General features: G+C 73.2%; 15 protein-coding genes and 1 tRNA gene. 14 read left to right on the top strand and 2 right to left on the bottom strand.

Annotated elements, in window-relative coordinates:
- Positions 1-120 precede the first annotated feature (120 nt).
- The 10 genes from ACZ6EG_RS31655 (at position 121) to ACZ6EG_RS31610 (ending at position 12185) form a co-directional block, all read left to right on the top strand.
- Entirely contained in the window at positions 121-693 is a 573-nt protein-coding gene (locus ACZ6EG_RS31655; RefSeq protein ID WP_391968223.1) for a YqgE/AlgH family protein, read from the top strand.
- An 82-nt stretch (positions 694-775) separates the two neighbouring features.
- Entirely contained in the window at positions 776-1069 is a 294-nt protein-coding gene (locus ACZ6EG_RS31650) for a DUF3039 domain-containing protein (protein ID WP_162492103.1), read from the top strand.
- A 187-nt stretch (positions 1070-1256) separates the two neighbouring features.
- Entirely contained in the window at positions 1257-2555 is a 1299-nt protein-coding gene (locus ACZ6EG_RS31645) for an extracellular solute-binding protein (protein WP_469609810.1), read from the top strand.
- Positions 2552-3517 carry a carbohydrate ABC transporter permease gene (locus ACZ6EG_RS31640; RefSeq protein ID WP_391968221.1) on the top strand — a complete coding sequence of 322 codons (966 nt, stop codon included), beginning with the start codon at positions 2552-2554 and terminating at the stop codon, positions 3515-3517. Before ACZ6EG_RS31645 ends, ACZ6EG_RS31640 begins: the two co-directional genes overlap by 4 nt.
- The gene (locus ACZ6EG_RS31635; RefSeq protein WP_361011141.1) at positions 3514-4359 is read left to right on the top strand and encodes a carbohydrate ABC transporter permease; all 846 of its coding nucleotides are present in this window, start codon (positions 3514-3516) and stop codon (positions 4357-4359) included. Before ACZ6EG_RS31640 ends, ACZ6EG_RS31635 begins: the two co-directional genes overlap by 4 nt.
- A gap of 4 nt (positions 4360-4363) precedes the next feature.
- Positions 4364-5974 carry a beta-N-acetylhexosaminidase gene (locus ACZ6EG_RS31630; RefSeq protein ID WP_469609805.1) on the top strand — a complete coding sequence of 537 codons (1611 nt, stop codon included), beginning with the start codon at positions 4364-4366 and terminating at the stop codon, positions 5972-5974.
- Between the two features lie 262 nt (positions 5975-6236).
- Positions 6237-7130: an FAD binding domain-containing protein gene (locus ACZ6EG_RS31625; protein WP_053131793.1), complete on the top strand. Its 894-nt coding sequence runs from the start codon at positions 6237-6239 to the stop codon at positions 7128-7130.
- A complete protein-coding gene (locus ACZ6EG_RS31620) occupies positions 7127-9100 on the top strand; it encodes a 2Fe-2S iron-sulfur cluster-binding protein (RefSeq protein ID WP_391968219.1) in 1974 nt (657 codons plus the stop codon). Before ACZ6EG_RS31625 ends, ACZ6EG_RS31620 begins: the two co-directional genes overlap by 4 nt.
- On the top strand, positions 9097-11412 hold the full coding sequence (locus ACZ6EG_RS31615) for a xanthine dehydrogenase family protein molybdopterin-binding subunit (protein ID WP_391968218.1): 2316 nt from the start codon (positions 9097-9099) through the stop codon (positions 11410-11412). The genes ACZ6EG_RS31620 and ACZ6EG_RS31615 overlap by 4 nt, the downstream gene beginning before the upstream one ends.
- Before the next feature lie 170 nt (positions 11413-11582).
- Positions 11583-12185: an SUKH-4 family immunity protein gene (locus ACZ6EG_RS31610; protein ID WP_391968217.1), complete on the top strand. Its 603-nt coding sequence runs from the start codon at positions 11583-11585 to the stop codon at positions 12183-12185.
- On the opposite strand, the gene ACZ6EG_RS31605 is transcribed toward ACZ6EG_RS31610, so the two are convergent.
- Positions 12157-12228: transfer RNA gene (locus tag ACZ6EG_RS31605), tRNA-Cys, on the bottom strand. The genes ACZ6EG_RS31610 and ACZ6EG_RS31605 overlap by 29 nt on opposite strands.
- A 218-nt stretch (positions 12229-12446) precedes the next feature.
- On the opposite strand from ACZ6EG_RS31605, the gene ACZ6EG_RS31600 reads away from it, so the two are divergent.
- The 4 genes from ACZ6EG_RS31600 (at position 12447) to ACZ6EG_RS31585 (ending at position 17696) form a co-directional block, all read left to right on the top strand.
- A complete protein-coding gene (locus tag ACZ6EG_RS31600) occupies positions 12447-13898 on the top strand; it encodes an MFS transporter (RefSeq protein WP_469609799.1) in 1452 nt (483 codons plus the stop codon).
- A 153-nt stretch (positions 13899-14051) separates the two neighbouring features.
- Complete coding sequence (locus tag ACZ6EG_RS31595; protein WP_383640127.1) at positions 14052-15848, top strand: DEAD/DEAH box helicase; 1797 nt, start codon at positions 14052-14054, stop codon at positions 15846-15848.
- Positions 15849-16162: 314 nt separating this feature from the next.
- A complete protein-coding gene (locus ACZ6EG_RS31590; RefSeq protein ID WP_383640130.1) occupies positions 16163-16822 on the top strand; it encodes an IclR family transcriptional regulator in 660 nt (219 codons plus the stop codon).
- A 94-nt stretch (positions 16823-16916) separates the two neighbouring features.
- The gene (locus ACZ6EG_RS31585; RefSeq protein ID WP_391968215.1) at positions 16917-17696 is read left to right on the top strand and encodes a S16 family serine protease; all 780 of its coding nucleotides are present in this window, start codon (positions 16917-16919) and stop codon (positions 17694-17696) included.
- A gap of 14 nt (positions 17697-17710) precedes the next feature.
- On the opposite strand, the gene ACZ6EG_RS31580 is transcribed toward ACZ6EG_RS31585, so the two are convergent.
- On the bottom strand, positions 17711-18598 hold the full coding sequence (locus ACZ6EG_RS31580; RefSeq protein ID WP_391968296.1) for a glycine betaine ABC transporter substrate-binding protein: 888 nt from the start codon (positions 18596-18598) through the stop codon (positions 17711-17713).
- Between the last annotated feature and the right edge of the window lie 33 nt (positions 18599-18631).

Below are 18631 nucleotides of genomic sequence, written 5' to 3'. Positions count from 1 at the left end.
CGCGGTGTTCCCCGGCGCACACGGGGGGTCACGACCGAGGGGCGCGCGCGGGGTACGTGTTCACCCCCGTGCCTCCGATTGCCTCCCCACGGGAGGGGAACATGCGGGATCATGTCTGGCATGACCGAGGTGTCCTCGCTCACGGGGCGGCTGCTCGTGGCAACGCCCGCCCTTGCGGACCCGAACTTCGAGCGTGCGGTGGTGCTCCTCCTCGACCACGACGAGGAGGGCTCCCTCGGTGTCGTCCTCAACCGGCCGACGCCCGTCGACGTGGGCGACATCCTGGAGGGCTGGGCCGATCTCGCCGGCGAACCCGGCGTGGTCTTCCAGGGCGGCCCGGTGTCGCTCGACTCGGCGCTGGGCGTCGCCGTCGTCCCCGGCGGGACGTCCGGCGAGCGGGCGCCGCTGGGCTGGCGGCGGGTGCACGGCGCGATCGGTCTGGTGGACCTGGAGGCGCCGCCGGAGCTGCTGGCCCCGGCCGTGGGCGCCCTGCGGATCTTCGCCGGGTACGCGGGCTGGGGCCCCGGGCAGCTGGAGGGCGAGCTGGAGGAGGGTGCCTGGTACGTGGTCGAGTCGGAGCCCGGCGACGTGTCGTGTCCGGTGCCCGAGCGGCTGTGGCGGGAGGTCCTGCGCCGTCAGCGGGGCGACCTGGCGATGGTGGCGACCTACCCGGACGACCCCTCGCTCAACTGATCCGGCCCCGCCGGTCCACGCCTCGCTGTCCCGGCCGGTCCGTGTGGGCTACGGAACCCCGGCTTTCAGTACCCTGGCACTCATGAGCACTCTCGAGCCCGAGCGCGGGACTGGTACGGGGACCCTCGTAGAGCCGACGCCGCAGGTGTCCCACGGCGACGGTGACCACGAGCGCTTCGCCCATTACGTCCAGAAGGACAAGATCATGGCGAGCGCCCTCGACGGCACCCCCGTCGTGGCGCTGTGCGGCAAGGTCTGGGTACCGGGGCGCGACCCGAAGAAGTACCCGGTCTGCCCCATGTGCAAGGAGATCTACGAGTCCATGAGCGGCGGCGGGGACGAGGGCAAGGGCGGCAAGGGCGGCGACAAGAAGTAGCAGACCTCCCGGCCCGACGTTCCGACGGCCCCCGGAGTGCGCCCGCGCGCACTCCGGGGGCCGTCGCGTGTCACGAAGTGGTGGAGACCTCTTGTGGACAGGTTCCTGTACTCCATAACCTCCGGGGTGTTGTGCAGAGCGAAACCGTCATTGCATATGTTGCAACGCACGTCCGGAGGACCACTCCATGAAGCTCGCCCCCCGCCTGGCCGTACTGCTGGCCGCGGTCGCCGTCACCGCGACCGCCTGCGCCCCCCAGACCTCCGACAACTCCTCCTCCGGCAAGGACGAGAAGAGCGGCACGCTACGGGTCTGGCTCTTCCAGGAGGTCGACACCAAGCCCAAGCAGAAGGTCGTCGACGCGGTCCTGGCCGACTTCGAGAAGGCGCACGAGGGAACGGAGGTCGACGTCGAGTACATCCCCGTCGAGACCCGCGCCCAGCGCATCAAGGCCGCCTTCAACGACCCCGACAGCGCCCCCGACGTCATCGAGTACGGCAACACCGACACCGCCGGCTATGTCAAGGACGGCGGACTCGCGGACGTCACCGAGGAGTTCGACGCCTGGGACGAGGCCAAGGACACCGACCCCACCGCCCGGCAGTCGGTCACCGTCGACGGCAAGGTCTACGGCGCCCCCTACTTCGTCGGCGTCCGCGCCCTGTACTACCGCACCGACGTCTTCGACGAACTCGGCCTCGAAGCCCCCAGGTCGCTGGAGGAACTGGCGTCCACCGCGAAGCAGGTCCGGGCCGCCAAGCCCGACCTCTACGGCATCGCGGTCGGCGGCGCCTACACCTACGGCGCGATGCCCTTCCTCTGGGCCCACGGCGGCGAACTCGCGACCGGCAAGGGCGGTTCGTACGCCTCGGCCCTCGACAGCGCCGCCGCCCGGAAGGGCGTCGAGGCGTACACCTCCCTCTTCGGCGACGACAACTGCCCCGCCGCCAAGTGCGCCGGCATGGGCGGCAACGACACCGTCACCGCCTTCGCCTCGGGCAAGGCGGCCATGGCGATCGGCGGCGACTTCAGCCACCAGGCCGTGGAGGCCGGGAAGGTGAAGGGCAAGTACGCGGTCGTGCCGCTGCCCGGGGTCGAACCCGGCTCGATCGCACCGGCCTTCGCGGGCGGCAACAACATCGGCGTCCTCAAGAGCACCTCCCACCGCACCCTCGCCGTCGATCTGATGAAGCGGCTCGCGTCCAAGCGGGCGCAGGGCGAGCTGTTCGACGCGATGGGCTTCCTGCCGACCTACACGGACGTGCGGCAGCAGGTGGCGGCCGAGGAGCCGTTCGTGAAGCCGTTCGTCGACACCCTCGCCGCGGGCACGAAGTTCGTGCCGGCCTCGGCGGCCTGGGCGACGATCGACTCCTCGCTGGTGCTGCCGACCATGTTCCAGGAGGTGGTCAGCGGCAAGAAGGACGTGAGCGCTGCCGTTCGCGATGCCGCCGAGAAGATGGACGCGGCGTTCGGCTCCGCCGGATGAGTGGGGCGTCTTCCCGCTCGGAGGGCGCGGTGCGTCCGCCGGTGCGGCGGCGTGGTGGCTCGTCGCGCAGTTCCCCGCGCCCCTCTCGGGGCGCTGCCGGCACCCCCTGGCTCTATCTCGCGCCCGCCCTCGTCGTCCTCGGCGGCCTGCTCGTCTACCCCGTCTACCAGCTCGGGCTGATCTCCTTCCTGGAGTACACGCAGGCCCAGGTCTCCGGCGGTGAACCGACCACCTTCCAGGGGTTCGGCAACTACGCCGAGCTGTTCGGGGACGGCGAGTTCTGGCGGGTGCTGCTCGCCACCGTCGTGTTCGCCGCGGCCTGCGTGGTCTCCACGCTGGCCGTCGGGTGCGCCCTCGCCGTGCTCCTCACCCGGGTGCGCGCCCTGCCGCGGCTCGCGCTGATGCTCGCCGCCCTCGGCGCGTGGGCGACCCCCGCGGTCACCGGGTCGACGGTGTGGCTGCTGCTCTTCGACCCGGACTTCGGTCCGGTCAACCGGATGCTGGGCCTCGGCGACCACTCCTGGACGTACGGGCGCTTCAGCGCCTTCGCCCTGGTCCTGCTCGAAGTGGTCTGGTGCTCCTTCCCGTTCGTCATGGTCACCGTCTACGCCGGTATCCGGGCCGTCCCCGCCGAGGTGCTGGAGGCCGCCGCGCTGGACGGCGCCTCGCAGTGGCGCATCTGGCGCTCGGTCCTCGCCCCGATGCTCCGGCCGATCCTGGTGGTCGTCACCATCCAGTCGGTCATCTGGGACTTCAAGGTCTTCACCCAGATCTACGTCATGACGAACGGCGGCGGCATCGCCGGCCAGAACCTCGTCCTCAACGTCTACGCCTACCAGAAGGCGTTCGCGTCCTCGGAGTACAGCCTCGGCTCCGCGATCGGCGTCGTCATGCTGCTGATCCTGCTCGCCGTGACACTGGTCTACCTGCGGTTGCTGCGCCGCCAGGGGGAGGAGCTGTGAATCTCGTGCGCGCGCGTGTGCGCCGTCCGTGGCGGCTGGCGGCCGAGGCCTCGGCCCTGCTGATCGCCGTCGTGGTGGCCTTCCCGCTGTACTGGATGGTGCTGAGCGCCTTCAAACCGGCCGGGGAGATCGAGTCGGACGCACCGCGGCCGTGGACCCTGGAGCCCTCGCTGGACTCCTTCCGGCGGGTCTTCGGGCAGCAGGAATTCGGCCGCTATTTCCTCAACAGCCTCCTCGTGGCGGGCACCGTGGTGATCGCCTCGGCACTGATCGCGTTCCTCGCGGCGACGGCGGTGACGCGTTTCCGGTTCCGTTTCCGGACCACCCTGCTGATCATGTTCCTGGTGGCCCAGATGGTGCCCGTGGAGGCCCTCACCATCCCGCTGTTCTTCCTCATGCGGGACTTCGGGCAGCTGAACACGCTCGGGTCGCTGATCCTGCCCCACATCGCCTTCTCGCTGCCGTTCGCGATCTGGATGCTGAGGGGTTTCGTCAAAGCCGTTCCCGAGGCCCTTGAGGAGGCCGCCTACATCGACGGGGCGAGCCGGGCGCGATTCCTGTGGCAGATCCTTTTCCCCCTGGTCTTCCCGGGGCTCGTGGCCACCAGCGTCTTCTCCTTCATCTCGACCTGGAACGATTTCCTGTTCGCCAAGTCGTTCATCATCAGCGACACCTCCCAGTCGACGCTGCCGATGGCGCTGCTGGTCTTCTACAAGCCGGACGACCCCGACTGGGGCGGGGTGATGGCCGGCTCCACCGTGATGACGATTCCGGTGCTGGTCTTCTTCGTACTCGTGCAACGACGACTCGTCTCCGGCCTCGGCGGAGCGGTGAAGGACTGACGTGATGGACACGATCCCCCAGCCACGCCGGCTGACCCGCCCCGACGGCGGATCCTTCGAACTCGGTCCGGGCACCTCGGTGGTGGCGGGCGAGGGCACCGAGGACACCGAGCGCTGGCTGCGCGCCACCCTGGGCGCCGCCACCGGCCTGCCCCTCGCGCCCGGAGCGGGGGGCGACGACACCGTCCGGCTGTCCCTGGACGGCGGACTGGCCGCCGAGGGGTACCGCCTCGTCGTCACCCCGGCCGGCGTGGACCTCGCGGGCGGGGGTCCGGCCGGCCTCTTCTGGGGCGCCCAGACGCTGCGCCAACTGCTCGGCCCGGACGCCTTCCGGCGCGCCCCGCTGCCCGGCCGCCGGTGGCGGCTGCCCCTGGTCCGGATCGAGGACGCGCCCCGCTTCGGCTGGCGGGGCCTGATGCTGGACGTGGCCCGGCACTTCATGCCCAAGGATGGCGTCCTGCGGTACCTGGACCTGATGGCGGCGCACAAACTCAACGTTCTGCACTTCCACCTGACGGACGACCAGGGCTGGCGTGTCGAGATCAAGCGCCACCCGAAGCTCACCGAGACCGGCTCCTGGCGGTCCCGCACCAAGTACGGCCACCGGGCCTCGCCGTTGTGGGAGGACAAACCCCACGGGGGCTACTACACCCAGGACGACATCCGGGAGATCGTCGCCTACGCCGCCGAACGGCACATCACCGTCGTCCCCGAGATCGACGTTCCCGGACACTCGCAGGCCGCCATCGCCGCCTATCCGGAACTCGGCAACACCGACCTCGTCGACACCGCGTCCCTCACGGTGTGGGACACCTGGGGCATCAGCGAGAACGTCCTCGCCCCCACCGACACCACCCTGCGGTTCTACGAGGGCGTGTTCGAGGAACTGCTGGAGCTCTTCCCCTCCGCGTTCATCCACGTCGGCGGCGACGAATGCCCGAAGGACCAGTGGCGGCGCTCGGCCACCGCGCAGGCGCGCATCGGGGAACTCGGACTCGCCGACGAGGACGGACTCCAGTCCTGGTTCATCCGGCACTTCGACACCTGGCTCACCGCACGCGGACGCCGGCTCATCGGCTGGGACGAGATCCTGGAGGGCGGACTCGCCGAGGGCGCGGCCGTCTCCTCCTGGCGCGGGTACGCGGGCGGGGTCGCCGCCGCGCGCGCGGGGCACGACGTCGTGATGTGCCCCGAGCAGCAGGTGTACCTGGACCACCGGCAGCACCCGGGCGAGGACGAGCCCGTGCCGATCGGCTTCGTGCGCACCCTGGAGGACGTCTACCGGTTCGAACCGGTTCCGGCGGAGCTGACGCCGGACGAGGCCGGACACGTGCTCGGCACCCAGGCGAACGCCTGGAGCGAGGTGATGGAGAACCAGGGACGCGTCGACTACCAGCTGTTCCCGAGGCTCGCCGCGTTCGCCGAGGTGGCCTGGAGCGAACTGCCCGCCCCGGCGGACCGGGACTTCGACGATTTCGAGCGGCGGATGGCGGCCCACTACCGGCGACTTGACGCCCTGGGCGTCGCCTACCGGCCGCCCGGTGGTCCGCTGCCCTGGCAGCGGCGGCCCGGCGTGCTCGGCCGGCCGATCGACGGGCCGCCGCCCAACAAGTAGGCGAAACACCTCGAAACGCTCCCCAACACTGGCAACTCCGGCCCACCTCGCTGATATCGAACAGTCGCGATTCTCGTCCGATCAGCGTGGATCTCGTAGGAAAACGGTCCATTTCGCCGACGAGGTGGGCGAATGCCTCCTAGCGGACCCCCGCGTTCGGGCCCTGCGAAGATGTGCCAGAGTTGCCACGTCCGCCCTGTCAGGTCGTACCGTACGGCCACATGGGCGAGACCAGGTGGGACAGCGGGAAGGGGCAGTCGGTTTGACCACGCACGCACCGCAGGCGGCGCAGGCCGTCACGCTGCCCACGACACTGGACGAGGCCGTGGCGGCCCTGGCCGCCGTGCCCGCCGCCGTGCCGGTGGCGGGCGGCACCGACCTGATGGCCGCCGTCAACTCCGGGCAGCTCAGGCCCGCCGCACTGGTGGGACTCGGCCGCATCAGCGAGATCCGCGGCTGGCAGTACCAGGACGGTCACGCACTGCTCGGCGCGGGACTCACACACGCCCGCATGGGCCGCCCCGACTTCGCCGCGCTGATCCCGGCCCTGGCCGCCGCCGCGCGCGCCGCCGGACCGCCGCAGATCCGCAACGCGGGCACCCTGGGCGGCAACATCGCCTCGGCCGCCCCCACCGGTGACGCGCTGCCGGTGCTCGCCGCGCTGGAGGCGACGCTGATCATCGCGGGCGCGGACGGCGCCCGGCGGGAGATGCCGGTCTCGCACCTGCTGGCGGGCATGGAGCTGCTCCGCGCGGGCGAGCTCATCGGCTACGTGCGCGTGCCGCTGCTGCACGCCCCGCAGGTCTTCCTGAAGGCGACCGGCCGGACCGGCCCCGGCCGCGCGATGGCCTCGGTGGCGCTGGTCCTCGACCCGGCCCGGCGCGGCGTGCGGTGCGCCGTCGGCGCCATCGCGCCGATGCCGCTGCGCCCCCTGGAGGCCGAGCAGTGGGTGGCCTCCCTCATCGACTGGGACAACGGCCGCGCGATCGTCCCGGAGGCGCTGAGCGCCTTCGGCGAGTACGTCGCCGCCGCCTGCATCCCCGACGCGGCCCCGGCCGAGGACGGTTCCGTACCGCAGCTCCCGCCGGCCGTACTGCACCTGCGGCGCACCGTCGCCGCGCTGGCCCGACGAGCACTGGGGAGGGCGCTGTCGTGACCGACGACCAGCACGACGACCGGCACGGACAGGGCACGCCCCCGAGCGGTGGACGCTGGGACCCGCTGCCCCAGGGGGACTACGACGACGGCGCCACCGCCTTCGTGAAGCTCCCCGAGGGCGGTGTGGACGCCCTCCTGGCCTCCGCCGACAGCCCGCTCGCCGCGCCCGGGCACGGCTACGTGCCGCCGCAGATAACGGTGGCGCCCGCCACCACCGCCGGCACCGACCCGGCGGCCACCGGCACCTGGACGATGCCCTCGGCGCCCGTCGACGGCACCCAGTGGGGCCATCCGGACACGGGTGCGCAGCAGGGCGGCGCCCAGCAGGGCGGTCAGGGACACGGTGATCAGGGGCACGGCGGTCAGGGGCACCCTGGGCAGCCGGAGCACGCCGGGCACCCGGAGTACGCCGCCCCGTACCCGCAGCAGGACCCGTACGGGCAGGCGGCGCGGTACGACGCGCACGCCGGGCAGGGCGACCGGTTCGCCTACCGGCCCGGCGCCACCGGCCAGTGGGACTTCCCCGAGGCCGCCGCGGACGGGGGCGCGGCGCCCGCGCCCGGCCAGGACGTGACCGGGCAGTGGTCCATCCCCGTCGCCGACGGCGAGCTGCCGGACGAGTCGGGGGAGTTCACCACGTCCTCCCTGGCCGAGCAGTGGGGCGGTACCGCACCGGCCACCCTGCCCGGCGGCGCCCCCGCGCCCTGGGCACCGCAGCCGGCCGGACAGCCGTGGGACGACCGCGCCGCACAGGGCACCCCGGCCGCCGAGCAGCCGCCCGAGGCGCCGTCGGCCCCCAGCCCCGCACCCGGGCCCGCCGTCGGGCCGTACACCGAGGAACCGCCCCCGGAAAGCGTCGCCGCGGCCGGGCACCCGGCGCCGCACCCGGTCCAGGCGCCCGACGAGGCCCCGGCCGACGGGCGTCGAGGGGCCGCGGAGGCCGCTGAGGGCCCCTCAGAGGCCCCGGAGCGGGAATCCGAGGGTGCGGATGCCGAATCCAGCCCGGAGGCCGCCGAGGAGCCCGTGGCGGGCCCGCCCTCGGAAGCCGCGCCGGAGGAGGCGGGGGAGCGGGAGCCGGAACAGGAGCCGGAAGCCCGTCCCGAGCCGGTGGAGACGTCCCACACCGACGCCCCGGGCGGCCCGGCCGCGTCCGGGGAGCCGCCTCCCGCGGGCCCGCAGGAGGAGCACCCCCTCGCCTCGTACGTGCTGCGCGTCAACGGTGCCGACCGGCCCGTCACCGACGCCTGGATCGGCGAGTCGCTGCTGTACGTGCTGCGCGAGCGGCTCGGTCTGGCGGGCGCCAAGGACGGCTGCTCGCAGGGCGAGTGCGGCGCCTGCAACGTGCAGGTCGACGGGCGGCTGGTCGCCTCCTGCCTGGTCCCGTCCGTGACCGCCGCGGGCAGCGAGGTGCGTACGGTCGAGGGCCTGGCCGCCGACGGGCAGCCGTCGGACGTGCAGCGTGCGCTCGCCCGGCGGGGCGCCGTCCAGTGCGGCTTCTGCGTGCCGGGCATGGCGATGACCGTGCACAACCTCCTGGAGGGCAACCCGGCGCCGACCGAGCTGGAGGCCCGGCAGGCCCTGTGCGGCAACCTGTGCCGCTGCTCCGGCTACCGGGGCGTCCTGGAGGCGGTCAAGGAGGTCGTCGCCGAACGCGAGGCGCACTCCGCCGCGGAGACGACCGCCGCGGACGCCGACGAGCCGCGCATCCCGCACCAGGCGGGTCCGGGCGCGGGCGGCGTCAACCCGTCGGCGTTCGGGTCCCAGGGACCGCCCGGGACGCCGGACACGCACCCCCACGAACCGCACGACGGGCCCTACGACCGGGACGGCCAGGCCCACGGTCAGGGCGACCACACCTACGGGCAGGGCGACCGGACCTACGGGCAGGGCGATCAGCCCTACGGCCAGGGCGATCAGCCCTACGGTCAGGACGACCGGACCTACGGTCAGGACGGAGGCCACGCGTGAGCAACGACGCCGCGACTGCGGAGGCCGCGGGAACCGCCGAGGCGCCTCCCGTCCCCGAGCCGATCCCGCACGGCCTCGGCGCCTCCCTGCCGCCCGCCGACGCGCGCGCCAAGACGGAGGGCACCTTCCCCTACGCCGCCGACCTGTGGGCCGAGGGCCTGCTGTGGGCGGCCGTCCTGCGTTCACCGCACCCGCACGCGCGCATCGTGTCCATCGACACCACCCACGCGCGCGAGATGCCCGGCGTCCGCGCGGTCGTCACGCACGAGGACGTGCCCGGCACCGCCCTGCACGGACGCGGCCGGGCCGACCGCCCGGTGTTCGCCTCCGAGGTCGTACGCCACCACGGCGAGCCCCTGGCCGCCGTCGCCGCCGACCATCCGGACACCGCGCGGATGGCCGCCGCCGCCGTCATCGTGGAGTACGAGGTGCTCGACCCGGTGACCGACCCCGAGCAGGCCTTCGAGGCCGAGCCGCTGCACCCCGATGGCAACCTGATCCGGCACATCCCGCTGCGGCACGGGGACCCCGAGGCGGCCGGCGAGGTCGTCGTCGAGGGCCTGTACCGCATCGGCCGCCAGGACCCGGCCCCGATCGGTGCCGAGGCGGGCCTCGCGGTGCCGCGTCCCGACGGTGGTGTGGAGCTGTACCTGGCCTCCACCGACCCGCACCGCGACCGCGACACGGCCGCGGCCTGCTACGGCCTGACACCCGAACAGGTGAAGATCGTCGTCACCGGCGTGCCCGGCGCCACCGCCGACCGCGAGGACCAGGGCTTCCAGCTGCCGCTCGGCCTGCTGGCGCTGAAGACCGGCTGCCCGGTGAAACTGACCGCCACGCGCGAGGAGTCCTTCCTCGGCCACGTCCACCGGCACCCCACCCTCCTGCGCTACCGCCACCACGCGGACGCCGAGGGCCGGGTGGTGAAGGTCGAGGCGCAGATTTTGCTCGACGCGGGCGCCTACGCCGACACCTCCGCCGAGGCCCTGGCCGCCGCGGTGGCCTTCGCCTGCGGCCCCTACGTCGTCCCGAACGCCTTCATCGAGGGCTGGGCGGTGCGCACCAACAACCCGCCGTCCGGCCATGTCCGCGGCGAGGGCGCCATGCAGGTGTGCGCCGCCTACGAGGCCCAGATGGACAAGGTCGCCAAGAAGCTCGGCCTGGACCCGGCCGAGGTGCGCCTGCGCAACGTCCTGGCCACCGGCGACGTGCTCCCCACCGGCCAGACGGTCACGTGCCCCGCCCCGGTCGCCGAACTCCTCCAGGCCGTCCGCGACTTCCCCCTCCCCGCGCTGCCCAAGGACACCCCCGAGGACGAGTGGCTGCTGCCCGGCGGCCCCGAGGGCGCGGGCGAACCGGGCGCGGTGCGCCGGGGTGTGGGCTACGGCATCGGCATGGTGCACATGCTGGGCGCGGAGGGCGCGGACGAGGTCTCCACGGCCACCGTCAAGGTCCAGGGAGGCGTGGCGACGGTGCTGTGCGCGGCGGTGGAGACCGGTCAGGGCTTCACCACGCTCGCCCGGCAGATCGTGCAGGAGACCCTCGGCGTGGACGAGGTGCACGTGGCGCCCGTCGACACCGACCAGCCGCCGGCCGGCGCCGGCTGCCGCGGCCGGCACACCTGGGTGTCGGGCGGCGCGGTGGAGCGGGCCGCCAAGATGGTCCGCACCCAGCTCCTCCAGCCCCTGGCGCACCAGTTCGGGATGTCGACCGAGCTGCTCCAGATCGCCGACGGCAAGATCACCTCGTACGACGGCGTGCTGTCCACCACGGTGGCCGAGGCGTTGGAGGGCAAGGAGCTGTGGGCGACCGCCCAGTGCCGCCCGCACCCGACCGAGCCGCTGGACGAGGCGGGACAGGGCGACGCCTTCGTCGGCATGTCGTTCTGCGCGATCCGCGCGGTGGTGGACGTCGACATCGAGATCGGCTCGGTACGGGTCGTGGAACTGGCCGTCGCCCAGGACGTGGGACGGGTGCTGAACCCGGCCCAGCTGACCGCCCGGATCGAGGCGGGCGTCACCCAGGGCGTCGGCATCGCGCTGACCGAGAACCTGCGCACCCCGCGCGGCCTGGTCCGCCACCCCGACCTGACCGGCTACGCCCTGCCGACCGCGCTGGACGCCCCCGACATCCGGATCGTGAAGCTCGTCGAGGAGCGCGACGTGGTCGCCCCCTTCGGCGCCAAGTCGGTCAGCGCGGTGCCGGTGGTGGCCTCCCCGGCGGCCGTCGCCTCCGCCGTGCGCGCGGCCACGGGACGCCCGGTGAACCGCCTGCCGATCCGGCCGCAGGCCGCGGTGGTGACGGGGACCTGACGTCCCCGCGCGCGTGAGGCAACGCGTCGACCGCGGGACGCGTCCTACCCGAGGGACGGGCGCGTCCGGCGGGCCGGGGCGCTGTCAGTGGTGGCCCGTAGGCTGCGGAGCGGTGGGCACGACTGCCGCTCCCACCGCACACGGCCACTCACGCACACTCGGGGGAGACGATGCACGGGGTCACGACGCAGGACACGACGGCGCGGGCGAGGAGGACGGCGCGGGCGCTGCCGTGCGGCGCGACCGCGGAGCGCTCGGAGCGCGGTACGCCGCTGTTGTGGACGTCGGCGGCGGTGATCGGCTGCCTGGTCCTGTCGGCGGGCCGTCGTCCGGCGTCGGGCCTGGCCCTGGACCTGCCGTACCGGCTGCTGGTCCGTGAGTTCGGCCGGGGCCGCGTGGCCCGCTTCGAGGACATCGACTTCCCGCCGGTCCTCACCCACGAGCCCACCCGCCGCTTCCTGCGGGAGACGGGACTGCCGGAGGACGCGTTCCCGCTCGCGACGGACGACGACGGGATGGCGCTGCCGACCCTGGCGGAGCACTACGGGCACGCCGTCCCGACCGGGGCGGCCGGCCACCTCGTCCGACTGGGCCGCCTGCCCGACGGCAGCGACGTGGTCGTGGACGGACCCACGGGCACCGTCCTGACCTGGCACCCGTGCACCGCGAGCCTGCGCCCCCTCACCCCGGACGTCTCGACCCTCGTCTTCACCCTGTGGCTGCTGCGCCGCGCAGCCGCTCCGGAGGCCGTGGCGGGATTCGAACCCGCGTAACTCGCTTTGCAGGCGAGCCCCTGAACCACTCGGGCACACGGCCGTGTTCCGGGTTCGGTGCGGACCCGCGCCGAACCCGGTGATCCGACCGTAGAGCGGCGCGGGGGAGCGGCTCAAGGCGTCCGGGACCGCCGCAACGCGACTGCCACACGCCGTTCACGAACGGCCCGGCGGGGCGGGCGGGGCGTACGACCGAGGTCCCGGTCCGGTACCGACTTCCGACAGGGGTCAAAGTGGCCTGTGGCCCTTACTCTGGCGTCCATGACCGTCCCTGAGCCCCGCGACACCGACGTCGCGATCACCACCGTGCCCGCCGCCCACACCACGCCGCCCGGCGAGACCGTGCTGAGCCGCGCCTACCGGGCGCTGAGCATCGGCATCGTCTCCGTCGTCGTGCTCATCGCCTTCGAGGCGACGGCGGTCGGTACGGCGATGCCGGTGGCGGCGCGGGAGCTGGACGGGGTGTCGCTCTACGCTTTCGCGTTCTCGGGGTACTTCACGACGAGCCTGTTCGGGATGGTGCTCTCCGGCCAGTGGTCCGACCGGCGGGGCCCGCTGGCGCCGCTGACCTGCGGGATCGCGGCCTTCGCGGTCGGGCTGGTGCTCTCCGGGACGGCCGGGGCGATGTGGCTGTTCATCCTGGGGCGGGCGGTGCAGGGCCTGGGCGGCGGGCTGGTGATCGTCGCGCTGTACGTCGTCGTCGGGCGGGCCTACCCCGAGCGGCTGCGGCCCGCGATCATGGCGGCCTTCGCGGCGGGCTGGGTCGTCCCGTCGATCGTGGGCCCGCTCGCCTCCGGAGCGGTGACCGAGCACCTGGGGTGGCGCTGGGTGTTCGTCGGCATCCCGGTGCTGGTGGTGTTCCCGCTGGCCCTCGCGCTGCCGCAGATACGCAGCCGGGCGTCCGGCGCCGTGGGCGGGGCGGACGCGCCGGGCTCCTTCGACCGCCGCCGCATCCGGCTCGCCCTGGCCATCTCGCTGGGCGCCGGCCTGCTCCAGTACGCCGCCCAGGACCTGCGCTGGTCCGCGCTGCTGCCCGGCGCGGTGGGGGTGGCGCTGCTCGTCCCGGCCGTGCTCGGGCTGCTGCCCCGCGGCACCTACCGGGCGGTGCGCGGCCTGCCCTCCGTCGTCCTGCTGCGCGGTGTCGCCGCGGGCGCCTTCATCGCCGCCGAGTCCTTCGTCCCGCTGATGCTGGTCACCCAGCGGGGGCTCAGCCCCACGATGGCCGGATTCTCGCTGGCCGCGGGCGGGGCCACCTGGGCCCTGGGCTCGTGGGTCCAGTCCCGGACACGTCTCGAGGCGTACCGCGAGCGCCTGATGGCCCTCGGCATGGTGCTGGTGGCCGCGGCCATCGCCACGGCGCCGAGCGTGCTGATCGACGCCGTACCCGCCTGGACGGTGGCCGTCGCCTGGGGCTTCGGCTGCTTCGGCATGGGCCTGGTGATCTCCTCCACCAGCGTCCTCCTGCTCAAGCTCTCCGCCCCGCAGGAGGCGGGCAGCAACTCCGCCGCCCTCCAGATCTCCGACGGCCTCTCCAACGTCGTCCTGCTGTCGGCCGGGGGAGCCGCCTTCGCGGCCCTCGGCGGCGGCACGGTCAGCCACGCGGCCACCGAGGCGACCGGCTCCCACCCGGCCGCGTTCGCGGTGGTGTTCCTGCCGATGGCGGGCGTGGCGCTGGTGGGGGCGTGGGTGGCCACGCGGGTGCGGACGAAGTGAGCGCGCGGCGATCGGGGTGGCGGGCGGGACGGTTGTGACGTGCGTCCCACCCGGGGGCGACCCGCCCCCGTGCGCGCGTCGATCGCATCGGGGCGCCGGTAGGGTGGCCCGGTTGTCATACGTGGCCGAGCCGTTCTACCCCCTTCGGAGACCGTGACTACCACCGCCAGCTCCAGCACCTCGCACCACCTCTCCCCGGCCTTCCCCGGCCGCGCCCCCTGGGGCACCGCCAGCAAGCTGCGGGCCTGGCAGGAAGGGGCGATGGAGAAGTACCTCCAGGAGCAGCCCCGGGACTTCCTCGCGGTCGCCACCCCCGGCGCCGGCAAGACCACCTTCGCCCTGACGCTCGCGTCCTGGCTGCTGCACCACCACGTCGTGCAGCAGGTCACCGTCGTCGCGCCCACCGAGCACCTCAAGAAGCAGTGGGCGGAGGCCGCGGCCCGGATAGGGATCAAGCTCGACCCCGAGTACAGCGCGGGCCCGCTCAGCCGCGAGTACCACGGCATCGCGATCACCTACGCCGGCGTCGGCGTGCGCCCCATGCTGCACCGCAACCGCGTCGAGCAGCGCAAGACCCTCGTGATCCTCGACGAGATCCACCACGCCGGTGACTCCAAGTCCTGGGGCGAGGCCTGCCTGGAGGCGTTCGAGCCGGCCACCCGGCGGCTCGCCCTGACCGGTACGCCGTTCCGCTCGGACACCAACCCGATCCCCTTCGTCACGTACGAGGAGGGCAACGACGGCATCCGGCGCTCCGCCGCCGACTACACCTACGGGTACGGCTCCGCGCTCGCCGACGGCGTCGTGCGTCCCGTCATCTTCATGAGCTACAGCGGCCAGATGCGCTGGCGGACGAAGGCGGGCGACGAGATCGCCGCCCGGCTCGGCGAACCCATGACCAAGGACGCCGTCAGCCAGGCCTGGCGCACCGCCCTCGACCCGCGCGGCGAGTGGATGCCCGCCGTGCTGCGCGCCGCCGACCAGCGGCTCACCGAGGTCAGGAAGGCCATCCCGGACGCCGGTGCCCTCGTCATCGCCGCCGACCAGGACTCCGCCCGCGCCTACGCCAAGCTGATCCGCGAGATCACCGGCGACAAGGCCACCGTCGTGCTCTCCGACGACACCGGCGCCTCCAAGAACATCGACGCGTTCAGCGGGAGCACCGACCGGTGGATGGTCGCCGTCCGCATGGTGTCCGAGGGCGTCGACGTCCCCCGCCTCGCGGTCGGTGTCTACGCCACCACCATCTCCACCCCCCTCTTCTTCGCCCAGGCCGTCGGCCGTTTCGTACGGTCCAGGCGGCGCGGCGAGACGGCCTCCGTCTTCCTGCCGACCGTGCCCGACCTGCTCTCCTTCGCCAACGAGATGGAGCGCGAGCGCGACCACGTCCTCGACAAGCCCAAGAAGGAGGGCGAGGAGGACCCGTACGCCGAGTCCGAGAAGGAGATGGACGAGGCCAACCGGGAGCAGGACGAGGACACCGGTGAACAGGAGCAGTTCTCCTTCGAGGCGCTGGAGTCCGAGGCCGTCTTCGACCGGGTGATGTACAACGGCGCCGAGTTCGGCATGCAGGCCCACCCGGGCAGCGAGGAGGAGCAGGACTACCTCGGCATCCCGGGGCTGCTGGAGCCCGACCAGGTGCAGCTGCTGCTCCAGAAGCGGCAGGCACGGCAGATCGCGCACAGCCGCAGGAAGCCTGACGAGGAGGCCGACCTCCTCGAGATGCCCGCCGAGCGGCGCCCGGTCGTCTCCCACAAGGAGCTCATGGAGCTGCGCAAGCAGCTCAACACCATGGTCGGCGCCTACGTCCACCAGAGCGGCAAGCCGCACGGCGTGATCCACACCGAGCTGCGCCGGGTCTGCGGCGGCCCGCCCAGCGCCGAGGCCACCGGGGGACAGCTGCGCCAGCGCATCGCCAAGGTGCAGGAGTGGGCCACGCGCATGAAGTGACGCCCGGGGCGACGCGACGGAGCTCGGGCGGTGATCACCGTGCGCCGTACGTATCGGGACAAACACAGGTAGTCCCCACGGGCCGCCGCCCGGATTCTGGACGGAGCCTTCCGCTGAGCGAACCTGGTCGCTACTGTCCCGCTACGCACACGCCCCGTGGCAGCGCCGCCGCGGAGCGCAGCCGTGAAGCGACTGGGCCCGGGCAACGCCGGGCCGTCTGCCGATCGGCGGCCTCTGAAGCGCGTCACTGACGGGACTCGGTGACGCATACCCGCGAGGAGGGCCGCCGACCTCACCACGAAGGAGTGGGCGTCGTGACCGCGGAGACCTCTCAGACGCTCGACCGGGGACTGCGGGTCCTCAAACTGCTGGCCGACACGGACCACGGGCTGACCGTCACCGAGCTATCCCACAAACTGGGCGTGAACCGGACCGTCGTGTACCGGCTGCTCGCCACGCTGGAACAGCATGCGCTCGTACGCCGTGACCTGGGCGGACGCGCCCGGGTCGGACTCGGCGTGCTGGGGCTCGGCCGCCAGGTGCACCCGCTGGTGCGCGAGGCGGCCATGCCGGCGCTGCGCTCGCTGGCCGAGGACATCGGGGCCACGGCCCATCTCACGCTGGTGGACGGGGCGGAGGCACTGGCCGTGGCCGTCGTCGAACCGACCTGGACCGACTACCACGTCGCCTACCGGGCCGGGTTCCGGCATCCGCTGGAGCGGGGAGCGGCCGGGAAGGCGATCCTGTCCGCCCGGCAGCAGACGCAGCCCGCCGGTGAGGCGGTGGACGGGCCCGGCTACACCCTGACCCACGGAGAGTTGGAGACCGGCGCCTGCGGAGCCGCCGCGCCGCTGCTCGGGGTCACGGGCGTCGAGGGCAGCGTCGGTGTGGTGATGCTGGCCGAGGTGGTGCCGGAGCGGGTCGGGACGCGGGTGATGGACGCGGCCCGGGAGGTGGCGGAGGCGCTCCGCTAGGCGGGACCGCGCGGGCGGTGCCCGGGGCCGCGACGGCTCCCGGCACCCCTGCCCGCGCACCGGGACGGCGGCGGCCTCACGTTAGATTGACCCCGTGCTCTCTCGTCTCACGCGCCCCCAGGTCCTCGCCGTCTGCGCGCTGCCCGTCGTGGCGCTCCTGGCCACCGCCGTGTTCGCGCCGCTGCCGTTCTCCGTGGCGCAGCCCGGGCTGACGGCGGACGTGCTCGGGAGGAACCAGGGCGCCCCGGTGATCACCATCGAGGGCGCGCCGACGCACCGGACGACCGGGCAGCTGCGGATGACGACGATCGAGGCGACCGGACCGGACGCGAGCGTCCACCTCGGTGACGTCCTCGGCAGCTGGTTCGACACCGACCGGGCCGTGATGCCGCGCGACGCCGTCTACCCGAACGGGGACGGCGTCGAGGAGATCGAGGAGTACAACGAGGAGCAGATGAAGGAGTCCCAGGACGCGGCGACCGCGGCCGCGCTGGGCTACCTGGACCTCGACGGGACGGACGTGGACGTCCGGCTGCGGCTGGAGGACGTCGGCGGCCCCAGCGCCGGCCTGCTCTTCTCCCTCGGCATCATCGACAAGCTGGGCGCCGGCGACCTCACCGGGGGCCGGGTCGTCGCCGGTACCGGCACCATCACCCCCGCCGGCCGGGTCGGCGCCGTGGGCGGGGTGCCGCTGAAGACGCAGGCCGCGCGGCGGGACGGCGCCACCGTCTTCCTGGTGCCGAAGGCGGAGTGCTCGGACGCGCGGGCCGAGCTGCCCGACGGGCTGCGGCTGATCCCGGTCACCACCCTGAAGGGCGCGGTCGACTCGCTGCAGGCGCTGGAGACGGGCAAGGGCGAGGTCCCCGCCTGCTGAGGCGGCGGCCCGGCTCAGTCCTCCGTCACGAACCCCTTCTCGACCATCCAGTCCAGGGCGACCTGGTGCGGGTCCTCCCCGTCGACGTCGACCTTCGCGTTCAGCGTCCGCGCCACGTCGTTGTCCAGGGCCTTGGTGACCGGGTCGAGGACGGTGGCGATCGCCGGCCACTTCTTCAGGACGTCGGTGCGGACCATGGGCGCCGCGTTGTAGTTCGGGAAGAAGTGCCTGTCGTCCGCCATCACCACCAGGTTCATCGACTTGATGCGCCCGTCGGTGGTGTACACCTCGCCGTAGGTGCAGGCGCCGTCGGCCGTCTGCGTGTAGATGATGCCGGTGTCCATGTCCGTGATGTTCCTGGCCGGGATGTTCATCCCGTACGCCTTCTCCATGCCCGGCAGCCCGTCCGCCCGGTTGGCGAACTCGACCTCCACGCAGAGCGTCACCGCCGCCGGGTCGGTCCGCGCCAGCTCCGCCACGTCGGACAGCGTCTTCGTGCCGTACTTCCTGTAGTTCGCCTGGTTCATCGCCAGCGCGTACGTGTTGTTCAGCCGGGCCGGCGCCAGCCAGGTCAGCCCCTTCCCGGCGTCCTCCTTGCGCACCGCCTCCCACTGCTCGTGCGGGTCGGTGATCGGCTCGCCGTGTCCGAGGTACGTGATCCAGGCGGTGCCCGTGTACTCGTACGTGGCGTCGGCGTCCCCGTTCTCGACCGCCGCCCGGGTGCCGACGGAGCCCTGGATGCCGGTGCGGTCCAGCACCTCGGCGCCGGCCGCCTGGAAGGCGATGCCCATGATCGCGCCGAGGACGAGCTGCTCGGTGAACTGCTTGGACACGACCGTCAGGTCGGCGCCCTCCAGCGGCCGGCCCTTCCCGATGGTGCCGGGCCCGACGTCGTCGACCATCGGGGAGCCGCTGGTCAGCCCGCACCCGGAGGC

It is taken from the genome of Streptomyces sp. NPDC041968, from assembly GCF_055589025.1.
This window is presented reverse-complemented; position numbering and strand designations above follow the sequence as displayed.

Coding starts and splice junctions, on each gene's coding strand:
- ACZ6EG_RS31655 (WP_391968223.1), top strand. CDS start 121: ATGACCGAGGTGTCCTCGCTCACGGGGCGGCTGCTCGTGGCAACGCCC.
- ACZ6EG_RS31650 (WP_162492103.1), top strand. CDS start 776: ATGAGCACTCTCGAGCCCGAGCGCGGGACTGGTACGGGGACCCTCGTA.
- ACZ6EG_RS31645 (WP_469609810.1), top strand. CDS start 1,257: ATGAAGCTCGCCCCCCGCCTGGCCGTACTGCTGGCCGCGGTCGCCGTC.
- ACZ6EG_RS31640 (WP_391968221.1), top strand. CDS start 2,552: ATGAGTGGGGCGTCTTCCCGCTCGGAGGGCGCGGTGCGTCCGCCGGTG.
- ACZ6EG_RS31630 (WP_469609805.1), top strand. CDS start 4,364: ATGGACACGATCCCCCAGCCACGCCGGCTGACCCGCCCCGACGGCGGA.
- ACZ6EG_RS31610 (WP_391968217.1), top strand. CDS start 11,583: ATGCACGGGGTCACGACGCAGGACACGACGGCGCGGGCGAGGAGGACG.
- ACZ6EG_RS31600 (WP_469609799.1), top strand. CDS start 12,447: ATGACCGTCCCTGAGCCCCGCGACACCGACGTCGCGATCACCACCGTG.
- ACZ6EG_RS31580 (WP_391968296.1), bottom strand. CDS start 18,598: ATGGTCGACGACGTCGGGCCCGGCACCATCGGGAAGGGCCGGCCGCTG.